The following is a 20,988-nucleotide window of genomic DNA, read 5'->3' as shown; positions in this document are numbered from 1 at the left end:
CCGTGGCGGCAAACTCGCCGACAGAATACGGAGCTACACTGCGCCGATGGCGGCGCCGCAACGAGCACGGCTTCGGTCATCGAAAGAGCGCGTGCGCGATTATGCGCTGTTCGTCGTGTTGGTCGGCCCCAATGTGGCGCTATTGCTGCTGTTCGTCTATCGCCCGTTGGCCGACAACATCCGGCTGTCGTTCTTCGACTGGAACGTCTCCGATCCGTCGGCCCGATTTGTGGGGTTATCCAACTACACCGAGTGGTTCACCCGGTCGGACACCCGCCAGATCGTGTTCAACACGGCGGTTTTCACCGGTGCCGCGGTGGTCGGCTCGATGGTGCTGGGGTTGGCGCTGGCGATGCTGCTCGATCGACCGTTGCGTGGACGAAACCTGGTGCGCTCCACTGTTTTCGCGCCGTTCGTGATCTCCGGTGCCGCTGTCGGCCTGGCCGCCCAGTTCGTCTTCGACCCGCATTTCGGTCTGATTCAAGACCTGTTGCGCCGGATCGGGGTCGGGGTGCCCGACTTTTACCAGGATGCGCGCTGGGCGTTGTTCATGGTGACCATCACCTACGTCTGGAAGAACCTCGGCTATACCTTCGTGATCTATCTGGCCGCGTTGCAGGGGGTACGCCGAGATCTGTTGGAGGCGGCCGAAATCGACGGCGCCAGCCGGTGGGCCGTGTTCCGTCGAGTGCTGTTGCCGCAGCTGCGGCCGACCACGTTTTTCTTGTCGATCACCGTGCTGATCAACTCGCTGCAGGTGTTCGATGTGATCAACGTGATGACCCGGGGCGGGCCGGAGGGCACCGGCACCACCACCATGGTGTACCAGGTGTATGTGGAGACGTTCCGCAATTTCCGGGCCGGTTATGGCGCCACGGTGGCCACGATCATGTTCCTGGTGCTGCTGGCCGTGACGTACTACCAGGTGCGGGTGATGGATCGGGGGCAGCGGCAGTGACGCCGGATCGGCTCCGTAGCAGCGTTGGCTACGCGGCCATGTTGCTGGTGGTCACGCTGATTGCCGGGCCGTTGCTGTTCGTGTTCTTCACCTCGTTCAAGGATCAGCCCGACATCTATGCGCAGCCCACCAGTTGGTGGCCGCTGCGCTGGTACCCGCAGAACTACCGCACGGCCACCGAGCAGATTCCGTTCTGGACGTTTCTGCGCAACTCGCTGATCATCACGTCGGTGCTGGCGGTGGTGAAGTTCACGCTCGGTGTGCTCAGCGCCTTTGGCTTGGTGTTTGTCCGGTTCCCGGGCCGCACGGCGGTGTTTTTGGTGATCATCGCCGCGTTGATGGTGCCCAACCAGATCACCGTGATTTCCAACTACGCGCTGATCTCACACCTGGGCCTGCGCAACACCTTTGCCGGCATCATCCTGCCTCTGGCGGGGGTGGCGTTTGGAACCTTCTTGATGCGCAACCACTTTCTGTCGCTGCCCGCCGAGATCATCGAGGCGGCCCGGATGGACGGCGCGCGGTGGTGGCAACTGCTGCTGCGGGTGGTGTTGCCGATGTCGCGGCCCACCATGGTCGCCGTCGGTGTCATCACCGTGGTCAACGAATGGAACGAATACCTGTGGCCGTTCCTGATGTCCGACGACGAATCGGTGGCACCACTGCCGATAGGTCTGACGTTTCTGCAGCAGGCCGAGGGTGTGACGAACTGGGGCCCGGTGATGGCGGTGACGCTGTTGGCGATGCTGCCGATCTTGCTGGTCTTCATCGCCTTGCAGCGGCAGATGATAAAGGGCCTCACCTCGGGCGCGGTCAAGGGATAGGCATGGACCCGCTGAACCGCCGACAATTCCTCGCGCTGGCCGCTGCCGCCGCCGGCGTGACCGCCGGCTGCGCCGGGATGGGCGGCGGCGGTTCGGTGAAGTCCGGTTCCGGCCCAATCGACTTCTGGTCCAGTCATCCCGGCCAATCCAGCGCGGCGGAACGGGAGCTGATCGGTCGTTTCCAGGACCGATTCCCCACTCTGTCGGTCAAGCTGATCGACGCCGGCAAGGACTACGACGAGGTGGCACAGAAATTCAATGCGGCGCTCATCGGAACCGACGTGCCCGACGTCGTTTTGCTCGACGACCGATGGTGGTTCCATTTCGCCCTCAGCGGTGTTCTCACTGCCCTTGACGACCTGTTCGGCCAAGTTGGGGTGGACACAACGGATTACGTCGATTCGCTGCTGGCCGACTATGAGTTCAACGGCCGCCATTACGCTGTGCCGTATGCTCGCTCGACGCCGCTGTTCTACTACAACAAGGCGGCGTGGCAACAGGCCGGCCTACCCGACCGCGGACCGCAATCCTGGTCAGAGTTCGACGAGTGGGGTCCGGAGTTACAGCGCGTGGTCGGCGCCGGTCGATCGGCGCACGGCTGGGCTAACGCCGACCTCATCTCGTGGACGTTTCAGGGACCGAACTGGGCATTCGGCGGTGCCTACTCCGACAAGTGGACATTGACATTGACCGAGCCCGCCACGATCGCGGCCGGCAACTTCTATCGGAACTCCATCCATGGCAAGGGTTATGCGGCGGTCGCCAACGATATTGCCAACGAGTTCGCCACCGGAATCCTGGCCTCGGCCGTGGCATCCACCGGCTCGCTGGCCGGCATCACCGCATCTGCCCGATTCGACTTCGGCGCCGCACCGCTGCCCACGGGCCCGGACGCAGCGCCCGCCTGTCCGACGGGCGGTGCGGGGCTGGCGATACCGGCCAAGCTCTCCGAGGAGCGAAAAGTCAACGCGCTCAAGTTCATCGCATTCGTCACCAACCCGACGAACACCGCCTACTTCAGCCAGCAAACCGGCTATCTGCCGGTGCGCAAGTCCGCCGTCGACGATGCCAGCGAACGGCACTATCTGGCGGACAATCCCCGTGCGCGGGTGGCGCTCGACCAGCTGCCACACACCCGGACACAAGACTACGCACGGGTTTTCCTGCCCGGTGGTGACCGGATCATCTCCGCCGGCCTGGAATCCATCGGGCTGCGCGGAGCCGACGTGACCAAGACCTTCACGAACATCCAAAAACGGTTGCAGGTCATCCTGGATCGGCAGATCATGCGGAAGCTGGCGGGGCATGGCTAACGTTCAGTACTCTGCTGTCACCCAGCGCTATCCCGGCGCCGACGCGCCGACCGTCGACAACTTGGACCTCGACATCGCCGACGGGGAGTTTCTGGTTCTGGTCGGTCCGTCCGGTTGCGGCAAGTCCACCACGCTGCGCGTGCTGGCCGGGCTGGAACCCATTGAGAGCGGGCGCATCAGCATCGGCGACGTGGATGTGACGCATCTGCCGCCGCGGGCGCGTGACGTGGCGATGGTGTTCCAGAACTACGCGCTGTACCCGAACATGACGGTGGCCGCCAACATGGGGTTCGCGCTGCGAAACGCCGGGATGTCGCGCGCGGACACCCGCCGGCGGGTGCTGGAAGTCGCCGACATGCTGGAGCTGACGGATCTGCTGGACCGCAAGCCCGCCAAGCTCTCCGGCGGGCAGCGGCAGCGGGTGGCGATGGGCCGGGCGATCGTGCGCCGGCCCCGGGTGTTCTGCATGGACGAGCCGCTGTCGAATCTGGACGCCAAGCTGCGGGTGAGCACCCGCTCACAGATCTCCGGATTGCAGCGTCGGTTGGGCACCACCACCGTCTACGTCACCCACGATCAGGTGGAGGCGATGACGATGGGCGACCGGGTGGCGGTGCTCAAAGACGGTGTGCTGCAACAGGTTGACACGCCGAGGGCGCTGTATGACGACCCGGTCAACACGTTTGTCGCCACGTTCATCGGCGCGCCGGCGATGAACCTCATCGACGCCGCCGTCGCCCACGGTGTGGTGCGGGCACCGGATTTGGCGATACCGGTTCCGGACCCGGCGGCCGAGCGGGTGCTGGTCGGCGTGCGGCCGGAGTCCTGGGACGTGGCATCGATCGGCACCCCGGGATCGTTGACCGTGCACGTCGAGTTGGTGGAGGAGCTCGGCTTCGAATCCTTCGTCTACGCAACGCCGGTCGACCAGCGGGGCTGGTCGTCACGCGCACCGCGCATCGTGTTCCGCACCGACCGGCGTACCGCGGTGCGGGTGGGTGAGTCGTTGGCGATCGTGCCGCACTCGCAGGAGGTGCGCCTCTTCAACAGCCGCACCGAGACCCGGCTTCGCTGAAGGGCTGATGGCGGCGACCCGTCCCCCGCACGCGGGAGGTACCCCCAGCACCCGGCTTCGCCGCGCTTGCGATCGCCGCTAACGCACCTGCGCGCGGCCGCGCTGCAGCACGGCTTCGCGGTTGGCGGCGATGGTATCGCCGCTAGTGCGAAATTGCTTGGCCGCGCAGGCTTCCAGCCACAGCCCGGCGGCGGTCTGAGACTCGTCGATGCGGTGGTAGGACGCCAGCAATGCCCGCACCGCGTTCTGGTTGTTGCCGACGATCGACGCCGCCACCCGGCGGGCGGTGGGCAGCAGCTGGTCGTGGGCCACCACCTCGGTGACCAGGCCGGCCCGCAACGCGTCGGTCGCGGACAGGTAGTCGCCGGTCAGGCTCATCCGCCGGGCCAGGCCGATGCCGACCTTTTGCGGCAAGCGCACGCTGAGTCCCCAGGTGGGCAGCAGGCCCACCCGGGCGTGGGTGTCGGCGAAGCGGGCGTGCTCGGAGGCGATCAGGATGTCGCAGTACAGCGCCAGTTCGAGCCCGCCGGTGACCGCGGCGCCGTTGATCGCGCCGATCACCGGCTTGGTCATGGCCGGCCACCGCGGTGAGATGTCCGGCAGCGCGGTCTGCCCGGCCAGCTCCTTGAGGTCCAGTCCGGCGCAGAACACCGGATCGGCGCCGGTGAGGATGACGACGTCGATGTCGTCGTCGGCCTCGGCGTCGGCCAACGCCGCGAAAAACCGATCCCGTAGCGCCGCCGAGAGCGCGTTGCGGGACTGCGGCCGGTTGAGGGTGAGGGTTCGCACCCGTTCGTCGGTGTCGATCAGCAGGATGTCGTCGGTCATTCGATCACCGTAACAGGACCGTTAGACTGTCCTAATGACCAGAAAAATGACCGCTACGGAGGTGAAGGCGAAGATCCTCTCCTTGCTTGATGAAGTGGCCCAGGGCGAGGAGATCGAGATCACCAAACACGGCCGCACCGTGGCCCGGCTGGTGGCAGCGACGGGGCCGCACGCGCTGAAGGGTCGATTCTCGGGTGTGGCGATGGCGGCCGCGGATGACGACGAACTCTTCACCACCGGGGTTTCGTGGAACGTTTCATGACGACGGTGCTGCTCGACTCGCATGTGGCCTACTGGTGGTCGGCCGAGCCGCAGCGTCTCAGCATGGCGGCGAGCCAGGCCATCGAACACGCCGACGAGCTCGCCGTCGCCGCGATTTCGTGGTTCGAGCTGGCTTGGCTTGCCGAACAGGAACGCATCCAACTGGCGATTCCGGTGCTGTCCTGGCTTCAGCAGCTGGCCGAGCACGTTCGCACCGTCGGTATCACGCCCTCGGTCGCCGCCACGGCGGTGGCGCTGCCCTCGTCGTTCCCCGGCGATCCGGCCGACCGGTTGATCTACGCCACCGCGATCGAACACGGCTGGCGGCTGGTGACCAAGGACCGGCGGCTACGCAGTCATCGGCACCCACGACCGGTCACCGTCTGGTAGCCGCGCCTATCGTTGAGGGCATGTGCCGCAACATCACCGAACTGCGCGGGCTGCAACCCCCGGCCACGCCCGTCGAGATCGCGGCGGCGGCGCGCCAGTATGTGCGCAAGGTCAGTGGCATCACGCACCCGTCGGCGGCCACCGCCGAGGCGTTTGAGGCCGCCGTCGCCGAGGTGACCGCGACGACGACGCGGTTGCTGGACGCCCTGCCGCCCCGGCGGCAGCCGCCGAAGACCGTCCCGCCGTTGCGCCGACCCGACGTGGCTGCCCGGCTCGCGGGATCGCGGTGACGCCAGCGCTGAAGGAGTGGAGCGCGGCGGTGCACGCGCTGCTGGACGGCCGGCAGACGGTGCTGCTGCGTAAGGGCGGGATCGGCGAGAAGCGCTTCGAGGTGGCGGCCCACGAGTTCTTGTTGTTCCCGACGGTCGCGCACAGCCACGCCGAGCGGGTTCGCCCCGAGCACCGCGACCTGCTGGGCCCGGCGGCCGCCGACAGCACCGACGAGTGTGTGCTACTGCGGGCCGCAGCGAAAGTTGTTGCCGCACTGCCGGTTAACCGGCCAGAGGGTCTGGACGCCATCGAGGATCTGCACATCTGGACCGCCGAGTCGGTGCGCGCCGACCGGCTCGACTTTCGGCCCAAGCATCGGCTGGCCGTGCTGGTGGTCTCGGCGATCCCGCTGGCCGAGCCGGTCCGGCTGGCGCGTACGCCCGAGTACGGCGGTTGCACCAGCTGGGTGCAGCTGCCGGTGACGCCGACGTTGGCGGCGCCGGTGCACGACGAGGCCGCGCTGGCCGAGGTCGCCGCCCGGGTCCGCGAGGCCGTGGGTTGAGTTTTTGAGCCGAGGCGCATCGCCTGGGTGACTGGTCCGAGCAACGCGTCAGTGCATCCTGGTCCCACTTGATTTCAGGGGTGACGTTCTTGGCGACTCTCCGGCGCGTCGGCCGGTCGTCCGCGAAGCGCGTTTTGTCTCTCGCCGTTGCACCGCATCGCCGCCAGCCCGTACAGGGCACTTGAGTTTGGAACGGGTTTCGTACTGTCACTGACCGAAGCCCGTTCCTAAATCAAGTGATTTCTTGAGTTTGAACATTGTTGCGTACAGATATAGTATAGTTTCCGGTGTGAATTCAAGTTCGGTGGTGAGCCCAGCCGGCGCCGATCGGCGCATCCCCACGTGGGCGTCACGGGTGGTGTCCGGCCTCGCTCGCGATCGGCCCGTAGTCGTCACGAAAGAGGATCTGACGCAACGGCTTACAGAGGCTGGGTGTGGACGCGACCCCGACTCCGCCATCCGCGAACTGCGCCGCATTGGGTGGCTGGTCCAACTGCCGGTGAAAGGCACCTGGGCATTCATTCCCCCCGGCGAGGCCGCCATCTCGGACCCGTATCTACCGCTGCGCTCGTGGCTGGCCCGTGACCAGAACGCGGGCTTCATGCTGGCCGGTGCATCCGCAGCGTGGCACCTCGGATACCTGGACCGCCAACCCGACGGCCGCATCCCGATCTGGCTGCCGCCGGCCAAAAGGCTGCCCGACGGCCTAGCATCGTATGTGTCCGTCGTGCGCATCCCCTGGAACGCGGCGGACACCGCACTGCTGGCTCCGCGTCCCGCGTTGCTGGTCCGGCGGCGGCTCGACCTCGTCGCGTGGGCGACCGGGTTACCGGCGCTAGGACCAGAAGCATTACTTGTGCAAATCGCCACGCGCCCGGCCTCGTTCGGGCCGTGGGCCGACCTTGTCCCCCACCTTGACGACCTCGTCGCCGACTGCAGTGACGAGCGCCTGGAGCGTCTACTGTCGGGCCGGCCGACATCGGCCTGGCAGCGTGCAAGCTACCTGCTGGACTCGGGCGGTGAACCGGCACGAGGCCAGGCGCTGCTGGCCAAGCGGCACACCGAAGTGATGCCGGTGACTCGATTCACCACCGCGCACAGCCGCGACCGTGGCGAGAGTGTCTGGGCTCCCGAGTATCAGCTTGTCGACGAGCTCGTCGTACCGCTGCTGCGCGTGATCGGCAAGGCGTGACTGTGGCCGGTCTGACCCGTGCGCTCGTTGCGCGTCACGCTCTTGGTCGGGCCGAGGCATACGACGCCGCTCTGCTCGACGTCGCCCAGGACCACCTGCTGTACCTGCTGTCGCAGACCGTCCAGTTCGGCGATAACCGCCTGGTGTTCAAAGGCGGTACCAGCTTACGGAAGTGCCGGCTGGGCAACGTCGGGCGGTTCTCCACTGATCTGGACTTCAGCGCGCCCGACGATGAGGTCGTGCTGGAGGTGTGCGAGCTGATCGACGGCGCCCGTGTCGGCGGCTTCGAATTCGGCGTGCAGAGCACACGAGGCGACGGCCGGCATTGGCAGTTGCGGGTGCGGCACACGGAATTGGGCGAGCCCCGGATCGTCGCCAGCGTCGAGTTCGCACGGCGGCCGTTGGCTTTGCCGTCTGAGCTGCTCGCATTCATCCAGTTGCCGATCCATAAGGCTTACGGTTTTGGGCTGCCGACACTGCCGGTCGTGGCAGAAGCGGAAGCCTGCGCAGAGAAACTCGCGCGGTACCGCCGCGTTGCGCTGGCACGGGACCTGTACGACCTGAACCACTTCGCCTCGCGAACGATTGACGAACCGCTCGTGCGGCGGCTGTGGGTGCTCAAGGTGTGGGGTGATGTCGTCGATGACCGGCGCGGCACCCGGCCACTACGCGTCGAAGACGTCCTCGCCGCCCGCAGCGAGCACGACTTCCAGCCCGACTCGATCGGCGTGCTGACCCGTCCTGTCGCTATGGCTGCCTGGGAAGCTCGCGTTCGGAAGCGATTTGCGTTCCTCACTGACCTCGACGCCGACGAGCAGCGGTGGGCCGCCTGCGACGAACGGCACCGCCGCGAAGTGGAGAACGCGCTGGCGGTGCTGCGGTCCTGATCAACCTGCCGGCGATCGTGCCGTTCCGCTGGCACGGTTGCGGCTGGACGCGGCTGAATCGACTAGATGAGAGCAGTTGGGCACGAATCCGGCTGTGGTGGTGAGCAAGACACGAGTACTGTCATCACTATTGGATGCACTGGATGACCGGCCTGATTCAGCAGGACCAATGAAACTGCCCGGGGCAAAACGTCTCGGAGATGATCGGCGTCCCCTCGGAACCCTGCGGTGCTGGCGTCATTCGGACATCGGTCCGGCTCGCGGGATCGTGGTGACGCCAGCGCTGAAGGAGTGGAGCGCGGCGGTGCACGCGCTGCTGGACGGCCGGCAGACGGTGCTGCTGCGTAAGGGCGGGATCGGCGAGAAGCGCTTCGAGGTGGCGGCCCACGAGTTCTTGTTGTTCCCGACGGTCGCGCACAGCCACGCCGAGCGGGTTCGCCCCGAGCACCGCGACCTGCTGGGCCCGGCGGCCGCCGACAGCACCGACGAGTGTGTGCTACTGCGGGCCGCAGCGAAAGTTGTTGCCGCACTGCCGGTTAACCGGCCAGAGGGTCTGGACGCCATCGAGGATCTGCACATCTGGACCGCCGAGTCGGTGCGCGCCGACCGGCTCGACTTTCGGCCCAAGCACAAACTGGCCGTCTTGGTGGTCTCGGCGATCCCGCTGGCCGAGCCGGTCCGGCTGGCGCGTAGGCCCGAGTACGGCGGTTGCACCAGCTGGGTGCAGCTGCCGGTGACGCCGACGTTGGCGGCGCCGGTGCACGACGAGGCCGCGCTGGCCGAGGTCGCCGCCCGGGTCCGCGAGGCCGTGGGTTGACTGGGCGGCATCGCTTGGGTCTGAGCTGTACGCCCAGTCGGCGCTGCGAGTGATCTGCTGTCGGTTCGGTCCCTGCTGGCGTCAATTGACGGCGCGGGCAACAGCAGCATTGGCGGCGCCATCCTCCGCGCGGCCGGCGCCCACCGCTACAACCCCGGCTCGTTAGGAAGCCATCCCTTGGCTGCTCGCCGAGGCGGCATCAGAAGGACGGATCTGCTACGTCGGAGTGGCCAGCCCCGAGGCCGACATCGCGCGAGTGCGGCGGAATCAGGCTTGACCTGGATTTCACCAACGCTTATTCTGGTGGGCTTTTCTCACCGAGGAGATCGCCGGATGACGGAACACTTGTCGCGATTGACGCTGACTCTAGAGGTTGATGCCCCGCTCGAACGCGCGAGGGTGGCGACCCTGGGGCCGCATCTTCATGGCGTCCTCATGGAGTCGATCCCGGCCGATTATGTGCAGACCCTCCACACCGTGCCGGTGAACCCGTACAGTCAGTACGCGCTGGCCCGCTCGACCACATCTTTGGAGTGGAAGATCAGCACGCTGACGAACGAGGCGCGGCAGCAGATCGTCGGACCTATCAACGACGCGGCGTTTGCGGGTTTTCGGCTCCGTGCGAGCGGGATAGCGACACAGGTCACGTCGCGATCGCTGGAGCAGAACCCGCTAAGTCAATTCGCGCGCATTTTCTACGCGCGGCCCGAGACGCGCAAGTTCCGGGTCGAGTTCCTGACGCCTACCGCATTCAAGCAATCCGGCGAGTACGTGTTCTGGCCGGATCCGCGGCTCGTGTTTCAGAGTCTCGCGCAGAAGTACGGTGCAATTGTCGACGGCGAAGAGCCCGATCCTGGCCTCATCGCCGAATTCGGTCAGTCGGTTCGCCTCTCCGCGTTCCGGGTGGCGTCGGCCCCGTTCGCGGTGGGCGCGGCGCGTGTTCCCGGCTTCACCGGCTCGGCCACGTTCACCGTCCGCGGTGTGGATACTTTTGCGAGCTATATCGCGGCGCTGTTGTGGTTCGGGGAGTTCTCGGGATGCGGAATAAAGGCATCCATGGGGATGGGCGCGATCCGGGTCCAGCCACTGGCACCGAGGGAAAAATGCGTACCGAAGCCATGAACCCGCAACTCATCGAGGCCATAATCGGCTGCCTCTTGCACGACATTGGCAAACCGGTCCAGCGCGCGGCGCTCGGCTACCCGGGCAGGCACAGTGCGATTGGCCGCGCTTTTATGAAGAAGGTGTGGTTGCGCGACAGCCGCAATCCGTCGCAGTTCACCGACGAGGTGGATGAGGCTGACATTGGGGTCTCCGACCGCCGCATTCTCGACGCGATCAGCTATCACCACAGTTCTGCGCTGCGTACGGCGGCCGAGAATGGCCGCCTTGCCGCCGATGCGCCGGCCTACATCGCCTACAATATCGCGGCCGGAACCGACCGCCGCAAGGCCGACTCCGACGACGGCCATGGTGCGAGCACTTGGGATCCGGACACGCCCCTGTATTCGATGTTCAACCGATTCGGCTCCGGCACAGCGAATCTGGCATTTGCCCCGGAGATGCTCGACGACCGCAAGCCGATCAATATACCGTCGCCACGCCGGATCGAATTCGACAAGGACCGCTACGCCGCCATCGTCAACAAACTTAAAGCCATTCTGGTCGACCTCGAACGTTCCGACACCTACCTCGCCAGCCTCCTCAACGTCCTCGAGGCGACGCTGTCGTTCGTGCCGTCCTCGACCGACGCGTCCGAGGTCGTCGACGTCTCACTCTTCGACCACCTGAAGCTGACGGGTGCGCTCGGCGCCTGCATCTGGCACTACCTACAAGCCACCGGACAAAGCGACTTCAAGTCAGCGCTGTTCGACAAGCAGGACACCTTCTACAACGAAAAAGCCTTCCTGCTCACAACTTTCGACGTCTCAGGCATCCAGGACTTCATCTACACGATCCATTCCTCGGGTGCCGCGAAGATGCTGCGTGCCCGCAGCTTCTACCTGGAGATGCTGACCGAGCATCTCATCGACGAGCTACTTGCGCGGGTGGGTCTCAGCCGCGCGAATCTCAACTACTCCGGCGGCGGGCACGCGTACCTGCTGCTGCCCAACACGGAGTCCGCGCGGAAATCCGTCGAACAGTTCGAGCGTGAGGCCAACGACTGGCTGCTGGAAAACTTCGCAACCCGGCTCTTCATCGCCACGGGCAGCGTACCGCTTGCCGCGAACGACCTGATGCGTCGGCCGAACGAGAGTGCGAGCCAGGCAAGTAACCGCGCCCTCCGCTACAGCGGGCTCTACCGTGAGTTGAGCGAGCAACTTTCCGCGAAGAAGCTCGCCCGATACAGCGCTGACCAACTGCGGGAACTCAACTCGCGCGATCACGACGGTCAGAAAGGTGACCGGGAATGCAGCGTGTGCCACACGGTCAACCGCACGGTCAGCGCCGACGACGAGCCAAAGTGCAGCCTGTGCCAAGCGCTGACCGCTGCGTCTTCGCAGATTCAATCCGAGTCTCGCCGCTTCCTACTCATCTCTGACGGCGCCACCAAAGGTCTGCCCCTGCCGTTCGGCGCCACACTCACGTTCTGTAGCCGAGCCGACGCCGATAAGGCACTCCAGCAACCCCAAACCCGAAGGCGGTACGCGAAGAACAAGTTCTTCGCCGGCGAGTGTTTGGGCACCGGGCTCTGGGTGGGCGACTACGTCGCACAGATGGAGTTCGGTGACTACGTGAAGCGTGCGAGCGGAATCGCGCGCCTCGGGGTTCTGCGCCTTGACGTCGATAACCTGGGCCAGGCATTCACGCACGGCTTCATGGAGCAAGGCAACGGCAAGTTCAACACGATTAGCCGCACGGCCGCGTTCTCCCGGATGCTGTCGTTGTTCTTCCGGCAGCACATCAACTACGTGTTGGCACGCCCGAAACTGCGCCCGATCACCGGCGATGACCCGGCGCGGCCCCGCGAGGCCACGATCATCTACTCCGGTGGCGATGACGTCTTCGTCGTGGGCGCGTGGGACGACGTCATCGAGTTCGGGATCGAGCTTCGGGAGCGGTTCCACGAATTCACCCAGGGCAAACTCACCGTGTCGGCTGGCATCGGCATGTTCCCCGACAAGTACCCCATCTCCGTGATGGCCCGCGAAGTCGGAGATCTCGAAGACGCGGCGAAGTCGCTGCCCGGCAAGAACGGGGTTGCACTCTTCGATCGCGAGTTCACCTTCGGCTGGGATGAGCTGCTCAGCAAGGTGATCGAGGAGAAGTACCGGCACATCGCCGACTATTTCAGTGGCAACGAAGAACGCGGCATGGCCTTCATCTACAAGCTGCTCGAACTACTCGCCGAACGCGACGATCGAATCACAAAGGCCAGATGGGTGTACTTCCTCACGCGCATGCGTAACCCCACCGGTGACACAGCGCCTTTTCAGCAGTTTGCTAACCGGCTACACCAATGGTTCCAAGATCCGACAGACGCCAAGCAACTCAAGACCGCGCTGCACCTCTACATCTATCGCACTCGCAAGGAGGAGTCCGAATGAGCGTCATCCAAGACGACTATGTGAAACAGGCCGAAGTAATTCGCGGCCTGCCAAAGAAAAAGAACGGCTTCGAGCTGACCACAACCCAGCTGCGGGTGCTACTCAGCCTGACCGCACAGCTCTTCGACGAGGCGCAGCAGAGCGCCAACCCCACGCTCCCGCGTCAGCTGAAGGAGAAGGTCCAGTACCTGCGGGTCCGGTTCGTCTACCAGTCCGGGCGTGAAGACGCGGTTAAGACATTCGTCCGAAACGCGAAACTCCTAGAAGCGCTGGAAGGGATAGGCGATAGCCGCGACGGGCTGCTGCGATTCTGCCGGTACATGGAAGCCCTAGCCGCATACAAGAAGTACCTCGATCCGAAGGACAAGTGAGACAACCCAATGACTACGAGCTACGCCAAGATCGAGATAACCGGGACACTGACCGTCCTGACGGGCCTGCAGATCGGGGCCGGCGATGGCTTCTCCGCCATCGGCGCGGTCGACAAGCCTGTCGTTCGTGATCCGCTGAGCAGGCTGCCGATGATTCCGGGTACCAGCCTGAAGGGCAAGGTCCGCACCTTGCTGTCCCGCCAATACGGCGCCGACACAGAAACGTTTTACAGGAAGCCGAATGAGGACCACGCCCATATCCGTCGGCTTTTCGGCGACACCGAGGAGTACATGACGGGCCGACTCGTCTTCCGCGACACGAAGCTCACCAACAAAGACGACCTCGAAGCCCGCGGCGCTAAGACTCTCACCGAGGTGAAATTCGAGAACGCCATCAACCGGGTGACCGCAAAGGCAAACCTTCGCCAGATGGAACGCGTGATCCCCGGCAGCGAGTTCGCGTTCTCACTTGTCTACGAGGTCTCCTTCGGCACCCCCGGCGAGGAACAGAAGGCGTCTCTGCCTTCCTCCGATGAGATCATCGAGGACTTCAACGCCATCGCGCGCGGCCTGAAGTTGCTCGAACTCGACTACCTCGGCGGCAGCGGAACCCGTGGCTACGGGCAGGTCAAGTTCAGCAACCTGAAAGCCCGCGCCGCAGTCGGCGCCCTCGACGGTTCTCTGCTGGAGAAGCTAAACCATGAACTCGCGGCTGTTTAGGTTCGACTTCGACCGCACACACTTCGGCGACCACGGCCTCGAGTCGTCCACGATTAGCTGCCCCGCGGACACCCTCTACTCTGCGCTTTGCGTTGAAGCGCTACGGATGGGTGGCCAGCAGCTGCTTGGCGAACTCGTTGCGTGCTCGACGCTGCGGTTGACCGATCTGCTGCCCTATGTGGGGCCCGATTACCTGGTTCCCAAGCCCCTGCACAGCGTTCGGTCCGACGGCTCAAGTATGCAGAAGAAGCTGGCGAAGAAGATCGGCTTTCTTCCCGCTGCCCAGCTTGGCAGCTTCCTCGATGGCACGGCCGACCTGAAAGAACTCGCGGCGCGGCAGACCAAGATCGGTGTCCACGCCGTGTCAGCGAAGGCAGCGATCCACAACGGAAAGAAAGACGCCGACCCGTACCGTGTCGGCTACTTCCGGTTCGAGCTGGACGCGGGTCTGTGGTTGCTGGCGACCGGATCCGAGTCCGAGCTCGGCCTACTCACCAGGCTGTTGAAAGGGATCTCCGCGCTGGGCGGCGAACGGACAAGCGGGTTCGGAGCGTTTAACCTTACCGAGTCAGAAGCACCCGCCGCACTCACGCCGACAGTCGACGCGGCCAGTCTGATGACGCTCACGACATCCCTACCCACGGACGACGAGCTCGAAGCCGCACTCGCCGGCGCGACGTACCGCCTCGTCAAGCGCAGTGGATTCGTCGCGTCGAGCACATACGCTGACATGCCCCTGCGCAAACGCGACATCTACAAATTCGCCGCCGGCTCGGTCTTCTCGCGACCCTTCCAAGGAGGCATCCTCGACGTCAGCCTGGGCGGAAACCATCCGGTCTACAGCTACGCGCGACCGCTATTTCTCGCACTCCCGGAGTCCGCCGCATGAACACCTACCTGAAGCCGTTCGAACTCACGCTGCGGTGCCTGGGGCCGGTGTTTATCGGATCCGGCGAGAAGCGGACCTCGAAGGAGTACCACGTGGAGGGCGACCGGGTCTACTTCCCGGACATGGAACTTCTTTACGCAGACATTCCGGCTCACAAGAGGAAGTCTTTCGAAGCGTTCGTCATGAACACCGATGGGGCACAGGCGACGGCGCCACTCAAAGAGTGGGTAGAGCCAAACGCGGTCAAGCTGGATCCTGCTAAGCATCGAGGTTACGAGGTGAAGATCGGGTCGATCGAACCGCGACGTGCATCTCGTGGTCGAGGCGGGCGCATGACTCGAAAGAAGCTTACGCTCAACGAGATTCACGCTTTCATCAAAGACCCTCTTGGAAGGCCCTACGTGCCGGGTTCGACTGTCAAGGGAATGCTTCGCAGCATCTACCTGCAGTCGCTTGTGCATAAGCGGACGGCCCAACCTGTTCGTGTTCCGGGACACCAGACGCGGGAGCACCGGCAGTACGGCGAAAGGTTTGAGCGGAAGGAGTTGCGCAAATCGGGGCGCCCCAACACCCGTCCGCAAGACGCGGTCAACGACCTGTTTCAGGCGATCAGGGTCACCGACTCACCTGCACTGAGAACAAGCGATCTGCTGATCTGCCAGAAGATGGACATGAATGTCCACGGCAAGCCTGATGGCCTGCCGCTCTTCCGGGAATGTTTGGCGCCGGGAACCTCAATCTCGCACCGCGTGGTGGTCGACACCAGTCCCACCGCTCGCGGCGGCTGGCGTGAGGGCGAGCGGTTCCTTGAAACGCTGGCCGAGACAGCCGCGTCCGTGAATCAGGCGCGTTACGCGGAGTACAGAGCCATGTACCCTGGCGTGAACGCGATAGTTGGCCCAATTGTCTATCTGGGCGGCGGAGCCGGCTATCGGAGCAAGACCTTTGTCACCGACCAAGACGACATGGCGAAGGTGCTCGACGCCCAGTTCGGGAAGGTAGTCAAGCACGTCGACAAGACGCGCGAACTACGCGTCTCACCACTTGTCTTGAAGCGAACCAAGATCGACAACATATGCTACGAGATGGGTCAGTGCGAGCTGTCGATCAGGAGAGCCGAATGATCCTGTTCTCGCCTATCGGAACTGCGGACCCGATCACCGCGCTCGGCGACGGCCCGATGCTACACATCGTCCGCCACTATCGACCAATAGTTGTCGTGCTATTCCTCAGCGCCGAGATAGCTGCCTTTGAGAACGCGGACCGGCGGTACTCCGCGGCAATCACGCGGCTCGCGCCTGAGACCGACGTTCGCATAGTCACCTATACCAACCCGTCGGTGCACAGGTTCGACCTTTTCGTGCCGGTTTTCCGCAACCACCTGGTTGAACTGTCGGCTGAGTTCCCTGATCGAACCATTCTGCTGAATACCAGTTCCGGCACCCCTGCGATGCAGGCGGCGCTGGTGGCCATAAATGTGTTTGGCATTCCCAGGACCACCGCTGTGCAAGTAAGCACGCCTGCCCGGGCATTGAGCAAGCCTGGCGATCGTGAATCCCCAGACGCTTACGACCTCGAACTAATGTGGGACGCAAACGACGACAATCAGCCTGGAGCCCCCAACCGTTGCTTTGAGGCGACTTCCGCTGCGCTCGGCGCGCTGCTTGAGCGGGCCAACCTGAAGCAGCTGATCGTGTCGTACGACTACTCGGCAGCAGTGACGATCGCGGCAGACTCGCGCCTGCCCGATCAAGTGAGCAATCTGATCCGCGGCGCGATGCACCGCTCGAGGCTGGAACACCTCGTAGCGCCAAAGTTCTTTAAGGACACCGCGTTCACGTATGACCCCGCGAACAAGGTCGCTGAGTACATAAGTGCTCTTGCGCTGCTGGCAAAGCGCGAGCAATGGGCTGAATTCGCACGATCAGCTACCCCGGCAATCACTATCGTGCTCAGGGCGGCTGTGGCAAAACACCTTCCGGAGGACCGCTATCTCGACGACATGGGCCGCGTCGACCGCCGAAAGCTGGAAAGAGAGCCGGAGATACGGTGCGCGCTCAAGCACCCTCCGAAATCGCCAAACGCGGAGTGGTACCTCTACACCAAGGACTGGCTCGCACTGCTCCGCCAATTCGCACCCGATCGAGTTGGTGCTCTTGAAGTACTCGGAAGGTTCGAGAGCCGGGTCCGCAACACCGCAGCACACGAGATCGTCTCAATCAGTGAGGATCGCATCACGAAGGATGGCGGCCTTCTCCCAGAACAACTGCTGAAGATCCTCGCCCGCGAAACAGGCGCTGATTTGACGCTCTATGACCGGTTGAACGACGAGATCATCCGGCAGATTGATATGGCACCGCTGGGCTAACAGGTGCGCAAGATGGTGCAGCTGTATGTCTCGGACTCCGTGTCGCGGATCAGCTTTGCCGACGGCCGGGTGATCGTGTGGAGCGAGGAGCTCGGCGAGAGCCAGTATCCGATCGAGACGCTGGACGGCATCACGCTGTTTGGGCGGCCGACGATGACAACGCCCTTCATCGTTGAGATGCTCAAGCGTGAGCGCGACATCCAGCTCTTCACGACCGACGGCCACTACCAGGGCCGGATCTCAACACCCGACGTGTCATACGCGCCGCGGCTCCGTCAGCAAGTTCACCGCACCGACGATCCTGCGTTCTGCCTGTCGTTAAGCAAGCGGATCGTGTCGAGGAAGATCCTGAATCAGCAGGCCTTGATTCGGGCACACACGTCGGGGCAAGACGTTGCTGAGAGCATCCGCACGATGAAGCACTCGCTGGCCTGGGTCGATCGATCGGGCTCCCTGGCGGAGTTGAACGGGTTCGAGGGAAATGCCGCAAAGGCATACTTCACCGCGCTGGGGCATCTCGTCCCGCAGGAGTTCGCATTCCAGGGCCGCTCGACTCGGCCGCCGTTGGACGCCTTCAACTCGATGGTCAGCCTCGGCTATTCGCTGCTGTACAAGAACATCATAGGGGCGATCGAGCGTCACAGCCTGAACGCGTATATCGGTTTCCTACACCAGGATTCACGAGGGCACGCAACGTTGGCGAGCGACCTCATGGAGGTATGGCGGGCGCCGATCATCGATGACACCGTACTTCGATTGATCGCGGACGGTGTGGTCGACACCCGGGCTTTCAGCAAGAACTCCGACACGGGGGCCGTCTTCGCGACACGGGAAGCCACACGATCCATCGCGCGCGCCTTTGGTAATCGAATCGCACGAACCGCCACCTACATCAAAGGCGATCCTCACCGATACACCTTTCAGTACGCCCTCGACTTGCAACTGCAAAGCCTCGTGCGTGTTATCGAAGCCGGGCACCCGTCGCGGCTCGTCGATATCGATATCACCTCCGAGCCATCCGGAGCCTAAATGCCCACTCGCAGCCGTGAGGAGTACTTCAATCTCCCGCTCAAAGTGGACGAGTCCAGCGGCACTATAGGCAAGATGTTCGTCCTCGTAATATACGACATCAGCGACAACCGGCGGCGGGCTTCACTTGCGAAGATCCTGGCCGGGTTTGGCTATCGCGTCCAAGAGTCCGCATTCGAAGCGATGCTGACGAAGGGCCAGCTCGCGAAACTAGTTGCACGTATCGACCGCTTCGCCATCGACTGCGACAACATCCGGATCTATAAGATAAGAGGTGTTGCGGCAGTTACGTTCTACGGAAGGGGACGGCTTGTCAGCGCAGAGGAGTTTGTGTTCTTTTGACATCATCAGCAGGCATTGTTACCACACGCTGGACGAATTGTCCATAGAGTCGTCAGACCCAAAACCCCGAGAGGGGACGGAAACTTAAAACCGTGTTGCACTGCAACCCGGAATTCTTGCACGTCGTCAGACCCAAAACCCCGAGAGGGGACGGAAACCATAGAGGGTCGCCGGCTCTGGATCACGCTCCCCTAGTCGTGTCGTCAGACCCAAAACCCCGAGAGGGGACGGAAACTTTTTGCCTCATGCTTGGGCGACAGCTTTTGACCAAGTCGTCAGACCCAAAACCCCGAGAGGGGACGGAAACTCGCAAGCGCCGTGCTTCCAGTGATCGCCTTCTAGTCGTCAGACCCAAAACCCCGAGAGGGGACGGAAACAACACCTCAGTAGCACGTCATACGCCGACCAATCATCAGGTCGTCAGACCCAAAACCCCGAGAGGGGACGGAAACTTTTCTGACCACTTGTGCGGGATTAGCGGGCTTAGGTCGTCAGACCCAAAACCCCGAGAGGGGACGGAAACACCAATGCGTCGTCATTTCCGGCTTCAATTTCAGCCTGTCGTCAGACCCAAAACCCCGAGAGGGGACGGAAACCTGAGGAGAGCGAGTACTCGGGGCTGCCGTCTGCGCTGGTCGTCAGACCCAAAACCCCGAGAGGGGACGGAAACGCGTGAAACCGCCCCCAGCCTCGCCGGGGCCGCCTAGGTCGTCAGACCCAAAACCCCGAGAGGGGACGGAAACACTCGGAATCCCATGTGCTGACAGCGGATTCGCATGTCGTCAGACCCAAAACCCCGAGAGGGGACGGAAACCGGGCAGCGTTCGACACCCGCTCTAGTTGACTTCCGGGTCGTCAGACCCAAAACCCCGAGAGGGGACGGAAACCAGGTGAGCAACGGCGGCGGCAACCTGGCGGCCACGGGTCGGTCGTCAGACCCAAAACCCCGAGAGGGGACGGAAACATGGGATATCTGCTGCCCGCCCGGGGAGATGCTGTCCGAGGTCGTCAGACCCAAAACCCCGAGAGGGGACGGAAACTTCGTCGACCATCATTGCCATTCCCTCTCCCCACGTGTCGTCAGACCCAAAACCCCGAGAGGGGACGGAAACTTGCGCCAACCCTTTCGGTGTGATGCGGATGGTCGGCTCGGGTCGTCAGACCCAAAACCCCGAGAGGGGACGGAAACCTTGAATAACGCGCAGTGAATTTCGCGGATCAGACCCAAAACCCCGAGAGGGGACGGAAACATTCGCACGAGTTCCCGTCAGCGTCGTAAATCGCCAGTCGTCAGACCCAAAACCCCGAGAGGGGACGGAAACCCGGCAACAATCGCGCCGGCCCGCGCGGATGACTCCGGTCGTCAGACCCAAAACCCCGAGAGGGGACGGAAACCGCATGGACCCGGGCGAGCTGCAGATGGTCCGGGAGGTCGTCAGACCCAAAACCCCGAGAGGGGACGGAAACTGGATTGCGCTAACTGGCTTGGCGCTGATCCTGGTGGTCGTCAGACCCAAAACCCCGAGAGGGGACGGAAACTTGGAGCGTGTCACCGCAGACGGCACGATTGAGACAAGTCGTCAGACCCAAAACCCCGAGAGGGGACGGAAACCCTCAGCTCAGCATCGCTGATGCGGTCCAGCTCGTCCGTGTCGTCAGACCCAAAACCCCGAGAGGGGACGGAAACCCAACCTCACCGCCTGCTGGGTGAGACGTGCTCGCCGCGAGTCGTCAGACCCAAAACCCTGAACCGCCCCGGCATGTCCGGAGACTCCAGTTCTTGGAAAGGATGGGGTCATGTCAGGTGGTTCATCGAGGAGGTACCCGCCGGAGCTGCGTGAGCGGGCGGTGCGGATGGTCGCAGAGATCCGCGGTCAGCACGATTCGGAGTGGGCAGCGATCAGTGAGGTCGCCCGTCTACTTGGTGTTGGCTGCGCGGAGACGGTGCGTAAGTGGGTGCGCCAGGCGCAGGTCGATGCCGGCGCACGGCCCGGGACCACGACCGAAGAATCCGCTGAGCTGAAGCGCTTGCGGCGGGACAACGCCGAATTGCGAAGGGCGAACGCGATTTTAAAGACCGCGTCGGCTTTCTTCGCGGCCGAGCTCGACCGGCCAGCACGCTAATTACCCGGTTCATCGCCGATCATCAGGGCCACCGCGAGGGCCCCGATGGTTTGCGGTGGGGTGTCGAGTCGATCTGCACACAGCTGACCGAGCTGGGTGTGCCGATCGCCCCATCGACCTACTACGACCACATCAACCGGGAGCCCAGCCGCCGCGAGCTGCGCGATGGCGAACTCAAGGAGCACATCAGCCGCGTCCACGCCGCCAACTACGGTGTTTA

The 20,988-nt window shown here is 63.6% G+C and carries 21 protein-coding genes and 27 other annotated features (2 of these 48 running past the window's edge); of the genes, 20 read left to right on the top strand and 1 reads right to left on the bottom strand.

Going from position 1 to position 20,988, the window contains the following annotated elements; genetic code table 11:
* Nucleotides 1-46 precede the first annotated feature (46 nt).
* The 4 genes from ugpA to ugpC are packed head-to-tail and all read left to right on the top strand — an operon-like array spanning nucleotide 47 to nucleotide 4,170.
* Nucleotides 47-958 (top strand): sn-glycerol-3-phosphate ABC transporter permease UgpA, encoded by a 912-nt coding sequence (gene ugpA, locus Rv2835c; RefSeq protein NP_217351.1) that lies wholly within the window; start codon nucleotides 47-49, stop codon nucleotides 956-958.
* Nucleotides 955-1,782 (top strand): sn-glycerol-3-phosphate ABC transporter permease UgpE, encoded by an 828-nt coding sequence (gene ugpE / locus Rv2834c; protein NP_217350.1) that lies wholly within the window; start codon nucleotides 955-957, stop codon nucleotides 1,780-1,782. Before ugpA ends, ugpE begins: the two co-directional genes overlap by 4 nt.
* A gap of 2 nt (nucleotides 1,783-1,784) precedes the next feature.
* The gene (ugpB, locus tag Rv2833c; RefSeq protein NP_217349.1) at nucleotides 1,785-3,095 is read left to right on the top strand and encodes a sn-glycerol-3-phosphate ABC transporter substrate-binding lipoprotein UgpB; all 1,311 of its coding nucleotides are present in this window, start codon (nucleotides 1,785-1,787) and stop codon (nucleotides 3,093-3,095) included.
* Entirely contained in the window at nucleotides 3,088-4,170 is a 1,083-nt protein-coding gene (gene ugpC / locus Rv2832c; RefSeq protein ID NP_217348.1) for a sn-glycerol-3-phosphate ABC transporter ATP-binding protein UgpC, read from the top strand. The genes ugpB and ugpC overlap by 8 nt, the downstream gene beginning before the upstream one ends.
* Nucleotides 4,171-4,248: 78 nt before the next feature.
* On the opposite strand, the gene echA16 is transcribed toward ugpC, so the two are convergent.
* A complete protein-coding gene (gene echA16 / locus Rv2831; RefSeq protein NP_217347.1) occupies nucleotides 4,249-4,998 on the bottom strand; it encodes an enoyl-CoA hydratase EchA16 in 750 nt (249 codons plus the stop codon).
* Between the two features lie 46 nt (nucleotides 4,999-5,044).
* Here echA16 and vapB22 point away from each other — a divergent pair, with 46 nt between their 5' ends.
* From vapB22 to Rv2816c, 16 genes are all read left to right on the top strand, one after another.
* Nucleotides 5,045-5,260: an antitoxin VapB22 gene (gene vapB22 / locus Rv2830c; RefSeq protein ID NP_217346.1), complete on the top strand. Its 216-nt coding sequence runs from the start codon at nucleotides 5,045-5,047 to the stop codon at nucleotides 5,258-5,260.
* Entirely contained in the window at nucleotides 5,257-5,649 is a 393-nt protein-coding gene (vapC22, locus tag Rv2829c; protein ID NP_217345.1) for a ribonuclease VapC22, read from the top strand. Before vapB22 ends, vapC22 begins: the two co-directional genes overlap by 4 nt.
* A 20-nt stretch (nucleotides 5,650-5,669) precedes the next feature.
* Nucleotides 5,670-5,939: a hypothetical protein gene (locus tag Rv2828A; protein ID YP_007411535.1), complete on the top strand. Its 270-nt coding sequence runs from the start codon at nucleotides 5,670-5,672 to the stop codon at nucleotides 5,937-5,939.
* Nucleotides 5,936-6,481, top strand: a complete 546-nt coding sequence (locus Rv2828c) for a hypothetical protein (RefSeq protein NP_217344.1) — start codon at nucleotides 5,936-5,938, stop codon at nucleotides 6,479-6,481. Before Rv2828A ends, Rv2828c begins: the two co-directional genes overlap by 4 nt.
* A 304-nt stretch (nucleotides 6,482-6,785) precedes the next feature.
* Nucleotides 6,786-7,673, top strand: coding sequence for a hypothetical protein (locus tag Rv2827c; protein ID NP_217343.1), 888 nt, complete (start codon nucleotides 6,786-6,788; stop codon nucleotides 7,671-7,673).
* A 2-nt stretch (nucleotides 7,674-7,675) separates the two neighbouring features.
* Entirely contained in the window at nucleotides 7,676-8,560 is an 885-nt protein-coding gene (locus Rv2826c; protein NP_217342.1) for a hypothetical protein, read from the top strand.
* A 169-nt stretch (nucleotides 8,561-8,729) separates the two neighbouring features.
* Nucleotides 8,730-9,377, top strand: a complete 648-nt coding sequence (locus Rv2825c; RefSeq protein ID NP_217341.1) for a hypothetical protein — start codon at nucleotides 8,730-8,732, stop codon at nucleotides 9,375-9,377.
* 177 nt (nucleotides 9,378-9,554) lie between these two features.
* On the top strand, nucleotides 9,555-10,499 hold the full coding sequence (locus tag Rv2824c) for a CRISPR-associated endoribonuclease Cas6 (protein NP_217340.1): 945 nt from the start codon (nucleotides 9,555-9,557) through the stop codon (nucleotides 10,497-10,499).
* A complete protein-coding gene (locus Rv2823c) occupies nucleotides 10,496-12,925 on the top strand; it encodes a CRISPR-associated protein Cas10/Csm1 (RefSeq protein NP_217339.1) in 2,430 nt (809 codons plus the stop codon). The genes Rv2824c and Rv2823c overlap by 4 nt, the downstream gene beginning before the upstream one ends.
* Nucleotides 12,922-13,296 carry a CRISPR type III-associated protein Csm2 gene (locus Rv2822c; protein ID NP_217338.1) on the top strand — a complete coding sequence of 125 codons (375 nt, stop codon included), beginning with the start codon at nucleotides 12,922-12,924 and terminating at the stop codon, nucleotides 13,294-13,296. Before Rv2823c ends, Rv2822c begins: the two co-directional genes overlap by 4 nt.
* A 9-nt stretch (nucleotides 13,297-13,305) precedes the next feature.
* Nucleotides 13,306-14,016, top strand: a complete 711-nt coding sequence (locus Rv2821c) for a CRISPR type III-associated RAMP protein Csm3 (protein ID NP_217337.1) — start codon at nucleotides 13,306-13,308, stop codon at nucleotides 14,014-14,016.
* On the top strand, nucleotides 13,997-14,905 hold the full coding sequence (locus tag Rv2820c) for a CRISPR type III-associated RAMP protein Csm4 (RefSeq protein NP_217336.1): 909 nt from the start codon (nucleotides 13,997-13,999) through the stop codon (nucleotides 14,903-14,905). The genes Rv2821c and Rv2820c overlap by 20 nt, the downstream gene beginning before the upstream one ends.
* Nucleotides 14,902-16,029: a CRISPR type III-associated RAMP protein Csm5 gene (locus tag Rv2819c; RefSeq protein ID NP_217335.1), complete on the top strand. Its 1,128-nt coding sequence runs from the start codon at nucleotides 14,902-14,904 to the stop codon at nucleotides 16,027-16,029. The genes Rv2820c and Rv2819c overlap by 4 nt, the downstream gene beginning before the upstream one ends.
* Before the next feature lie 95 nt (nucleotides 16,030-16,124).
* The gene (locus Rv2818c; RefSeq protein NP_217334.1) at nucleotides 16,125-17,273 is read left to right on the top strand and encodes a CRISPR-associated protein Csm6; all 1,149 of its coding nucleotides are present in this window, start codon (nucleotides 16,125-16,127) and stop codon (nucleotides 17,271-17,273) included.
* A gap of 12 nt (nucleotides 17,274-17,285) precedes the next feature.
* A complete protein-coding gene (locus Rv2817c; protein NP_217333.1) occupies nucleotides 17,286-18,302 on the top strand; it encodes a CRISPR-associated endonuclease Cas1 in 1,017 nt (338 codons plus the stop codon).
* Complete coding sequence (locus tag Rv2816c; protein NP_217332.1) at nucleotides 18,303-18,644, top strand: CRISPR-associated endoribonuclease Cas2; 342 nt, start codon at nucleotides 18,303-18,305, stop codon at nucleotides 18,642-18,644.
* Between the two features lie 48 nt (nucleotides 18,645-18,692).
* Nucleotides 18,693-18,728, top strand: a repeat region (36 bp direct repeat, 36 out of 36 bp identical to sequence GTCGTCAGACCCAAAACCCCGAGAGGGGACGGAAAC. This region is a possible MT-complex-specific genomic island (See Becq et al., 2007).).
* Nucleotides 18,693-20,988 (top strand) — a repeat region (4392 bp direct repeat region. This region is a possible MT-complex-specific genomic island (See Becq et al., 2007).) (it continues 2,096 nt past the right edge of the window). Its footprint overlaps the feature before it by 36 nt.
* Nucleotides 18,767-18,802: a repeat region (36 bp direct repeat, 36 out of 36 bp identical to sequence GTCGTCAGACCCAAAACCCCGAGAGGGGACGGAAAC. This region is a possible MT-complex-specific genomic island (See Becq et al., 2007).), on the top strand. Its footprint overlaps the feature before it by 36 nt.
* Nucleotides 18,844-18,879: a repeat region (36 bp direct repeat, 36 out of 36 bp identical to sequence GTCGTCAGACCCAAAACCCCGAGAGGGGACGGAAAC. This region is a possible MT-complex-specific genomic island (See Becq et al., 2007).), on the top strand.
* Nucleotides 18,916-18,951 (top strand) — a repeat region (36 bp direct repeat, 36 out of 36 bp identical to sequence GTCGTCAGACCCAAAACCCCGAGAGGGGACGGAAAC. This region is a possible MT-complex-specific genomic island (See Becq et al., 2007).).
* Nucleotides 18,986-19,021, top strand: a repeat region (36 bp direct repeat, 36 out of 36 bp identical to sequence GTCGTCAGACCCAAAACCCCGAGAGGGGACGGAAAC. This region is a possible MT-complex-specific genomic island (See Becq et al., 2007).).
* Nucleotides 19,061-19,096, top strand: a repeat region (36 bp direct repeat, 36 out of 36 bp identical to sequence GTCGTCAGACCCAAAACCCCGAGAGGGGACGGAAAC. This region is a possible MT-complex-specific genomic island (See Becq et al., 2007).).
* Nucleotides 19,132-19,167, top strand: a repeat region (36 bp direct repeat, 36 out of 36 bp identical to sequence GTCGTCAGACCCAAAACCCCGAGAGGGGACGGAAAC. This region is a possible MT-complex-specific genomic island (See Becq et al., 2007).).
* Nucleotides 19,205-19,240 (top strand) — a repeat region (36 bp direct repeat, 36 out of 36 bp identical to sequence GTCGTCAGACCCAAAACCCCGAGAGGGGACGGAAAC. This region is a possible MT-complex-specific genomic island (See Becq et al., 2007).).
* Nucleotides 19,279-19,314: a repeat region (36 bp direct repeat, 36 out of 36 bp identical to sequence GTCGTCAGACCCAAAACCCCGAGAGGGGACGGAAAC. This region is a possible MT-complex-specific genomic island (See Becq et al., 2007).), on the top strand.
* Nucleotides 19,352-19,387: a repeat region (36 bp direct repeat, 36 out of 36 bp identical to sequence GTCGTCAGACCCAAAACCCCGAGAGGGGACGGAAAC. This region is a possible MT-complex-specific genomic island (See Becq et al., 2007).), on the top strand.
* Nucleotides 19,423-19,458: a repeat region (36 bp direct repeat, 36 out of 36 bp identical to sequence GTCGTCAGACCCAAAACCCCGAGAGGGGACGGAAAC. This region is a possible MT-complex-specific genomic island (See Becq et al., 2007).), on the top strand.
* Nucleotides 19,496-19,531: a repeat region (36 bp direct repeat, 36 out of 36 bp identical to sequence GTCGTCAGACCCAAAACCCCGAGAGGGGACGGAAAC. This region is a possible MT-complex-specific genomic island (See Becq et al., 2007).), on the top strand.
* Nucleotides 19,573-19,608 (top strand) — a repeat region (36 bp direct repeat, 36 out of 36 bp identical to sequence GTCGTCAGACCCAAAACCCCGAGAGGGGACGGAAAC. This region is a possible MT-complex-specific genomic island (See Becq et al., 2007).).
* Nucleotides 19,649-19,684 (top strand) — a repeat region (36 bp direct repeat, 36 out of 36 bp identical to sequence GTCGTCAGACCCAAAACCCCGAGAGGGGACGGAAAC. This region is a possible MT-complex-specific genomic island (See Becq et al., 2007).).
* Nucleotides 19,721-19,756 (top strand) — a repeat region (36 bp direct repeat, 36 out of 36 bp identical to sequence GTCGTCAGACCCAAAACCCCGAGAGGGGACGGAAAC. This region is a possible MT-complex-specific genomic island (See Becq et al., 2007).).
* Nucleotides 19,798-19,833 (top strand) — a repeat region (36 bp direct repeat, 36 out of 36 bp identical to sequence GTCGTCAGACCCAAAACCCCGAGAGGGGACGGAAAC. This region is a possible MT-complex-specific genomic island (See Becq et al., 2007).).
* Nucleotides 19,859-19,894 (top strand) — a repeat region (36 bp direct repeat, 32 out of 36 bp identical to sequence GTCGTCAGACCCAAAACCCCGAGAGGGGACGGAAAC. This region is a possible MT-complex-specific genomic island (See Becq et al., 2007).).
* Nucleotides 19,931-19,966, top strand: a repeat region (36 bp direct repeat, 36 out of 36 bp identical to sequence GTCGTCAGACCCAAAACCCCGAGAGGGGACGGAAAC. This region is a possible MT-complex-specific genomic island (See Becq et al., 2007).).
* Nucleotides 20,004-20,039 (top strand) — a repeat region (36 bp direct repeat, 36 out of 36 bp identical to sequence GTCGTCAGACCCAAAACCCCGAGAGGGGACGGAAAC. This region is a possible MT-complex-specific genomic island (See Becq et al., 2007).).
* Nucleotides 20,076-20,111 (top strand) — a repeat region (36 bp direct repeat, 36 out of 36 bp identical to sequence GTCGTCAGACCCAAAACCCCGAGAGGGGACGGAAAC. This region is a possible MT-complex-specific genomic island (See Becq et al., 2007).).
* Nucleotides 20,148-20,183, top strand: a repeat region (36 bp direct repeat, 36 out of 36 bp identical to sequence GTCGTCAGACCCAAAACCCCGAGAGGGGACGGAAAC. This region is a possible MT-complex-specific genomic island (See Becq et al., 2007).).
* Nucleotides 20,221-20,256, top strand: a repeat region (36 bp direct repeat, 36 out of 36 bp identical to sequence GTCGTCAGACCCAAAACCCCGAGAGGGGACGGAAAC. This region is a possible MT-complex-specific genomic island (See Becq et al., 2007).).
* Nucleotides 20,296-20,331 (top strand) — a repeat region (36 bp direct repeat, 36 out of 36 bp identical to sequence GTCGTCAGACCCAAAACCCCGAGAGGGGACGGAAAC. This region is a possible MT-complex-specific genomic island (See Becq et al., 2007).).
* Nucleotides 20,372-20,387 (top strand) — a repeat region (16 bp partial direct repeat, GTCGTCAGACCCAAAA, of sequence GTCGTCAGACCCAAAACCCCGAGAGGGGACGGAAAC. This region is a possible MT-complex-specific genomic island (See Becq et al., 2007).).
* Nucleotides 20,372-20,988, top strand: a mobile genetic element (IS6110-11, len: 1375 nt. Insertion sequence IS6110. This region is a possible MT-complex-specific genomic island (See Becq et al., 2007).); it runs 758 nt beyond the window's last position. Its footprint overlaps the feature before it by 16 nt.
* Nucleotides 20,442-20,768: a sequence feature (similar to insertion sequence element IS6110 transposase(fragment); Putative Transposase for IS6110 (fragment). Identical to many other M. tuberculosis IS6110 transposase subunits. The transposase described here may be made by a frame shifting mechanism during translation, the sequence UUUUAAAG maybe responsible for such a frameshifting event (see McAdam et al., 1990). This region is a possible MT-complex-specific genomic island (See Becq et al., 2007 PMID:17545187).), on the top strand. Its footprint overlaps the feature before it by 327 nt.

Origin of the sequence: Mycobacterium tuberculosis H37Rv (genome assembly GCF_000195955.2) — a bacterium.
In the GTDB taxonomy this organism is placed as follows: domain Bacteria; phylum Actinomycetota; class Actinomycetes; order Mycobacteriales; family Mycobacteriaceae; genus Mycobacterium; species Mycobacterium tuberculosis.
This window is presented reverse-complemented; position numbering and strand designations above follow the sequence as displayed.

What these genes read in the sequence shown, in the direction of transcription:
- ugpA (NP_217351.1), top strand. Translation starts at nt 47, where the DNA reads ATGGCGGCGCCGCAACGAGCACGGCTTCGGTCATCGAAAGAGCGCGTG.
- ugpB (NP_217349.1), top strand. Translation starts at nt 1,785, where the DNA reads ATGGACCCGCTGAACCGCCGACAATTCCTCGCGCTGGCCGCTGCCGCC.
- ugpC (NP_217348.1), top strand. Translation starts at nt 3,088, where the DNA reads ATGGCTAACGTTCAGTACTCTGCTGTCACCCAGCGCTATCCCGGCGCC.
- echA16 (NP_217347.1), bottom strand. Translation starts at nt 4,998, where the DNA reads ATGACCGACGACATCCTGCTGATCGACACCGACGAACGGGTGCGAACC.
- vapB22 (NP_217346.1), top strand. Translation starts at nt 5,045, where the DNA reads ATGACCGCTACGGAGGTGAAGGCGAAGATCCTCTCCTTGCTTGATGAA.
- vapC22 (NP_217345.1), top strand. Translation starts at nt 5,257, where the DNA reads ATGACGACGGTGCTGCTCGACTCGCATGTGGCCTACTGGTGGTCGGCC.
- Rv2828A (YP_007411535.1), top strand. Translation starts at nt 5,670, where the DNA reads ATGTGCCGCAACATCACCGAACTGCGCGGGCTGCAACCCCCGGCCACG.
- Rv2825c (NP_217341.1), top strand. Translation starts at nt 8,730, where the DNA reads ATGAAACTGCCCGGGGCAAAACGTCTCGGAGATGATCGGCGTCCCCTC.
- Rv2823c (NP_217339.1), top strand. Translation starts at nt 10,496, where the DNA reads ATGAACCCGCAACTCATCGAGGCCATAATCGGCTGCCTCTTGCACGAC.
- Rv2822c (NP_217338.1), top strand. Translation starts at nt 12,922, where the DNA reads ATGAGCGTCATCCAAGACGACTATGTGAAACAGGCCGAAGTAATTCGC.
- Rv2821c (NP_217337.1), top strand. Translation starts at nt 13,306, where the DNA reads ATGACTACGAGCTACGCCAAGATCGAGATAACCGGGACACTGACCGTC.
- Rv2820c (NP_217336.1), top strand. Translation starts at nt 13,997, where the DNA reads ATGAACTCGCGGCTGTTTAGGTTCGACTTCGACCGCACACACTTCGGC.
- Rv2819c (NP_217335.1), top strand. Translation starts at nt 14,902, where the DNA reads ATGAACACCTACCTGAAGCCGTTCGAACTCACGCTGCGGTGCCTGGGG.
- Rv2817c (NP_217333.1), top strand. Translation starts at nt 17,286, where the DNA reads ATGGTGCAGCTGTATGTCTCGGACTCCGTGTCGCGGATCAGCTTTGCC.
- Rv2816c (NP_217332.1), top strand. Translation starts at nt 18,303, where the DNA reads ATGCCCACTCGCAGCCGTGAGGAGTACTTCAATCTCCCGCTCAAAGTG.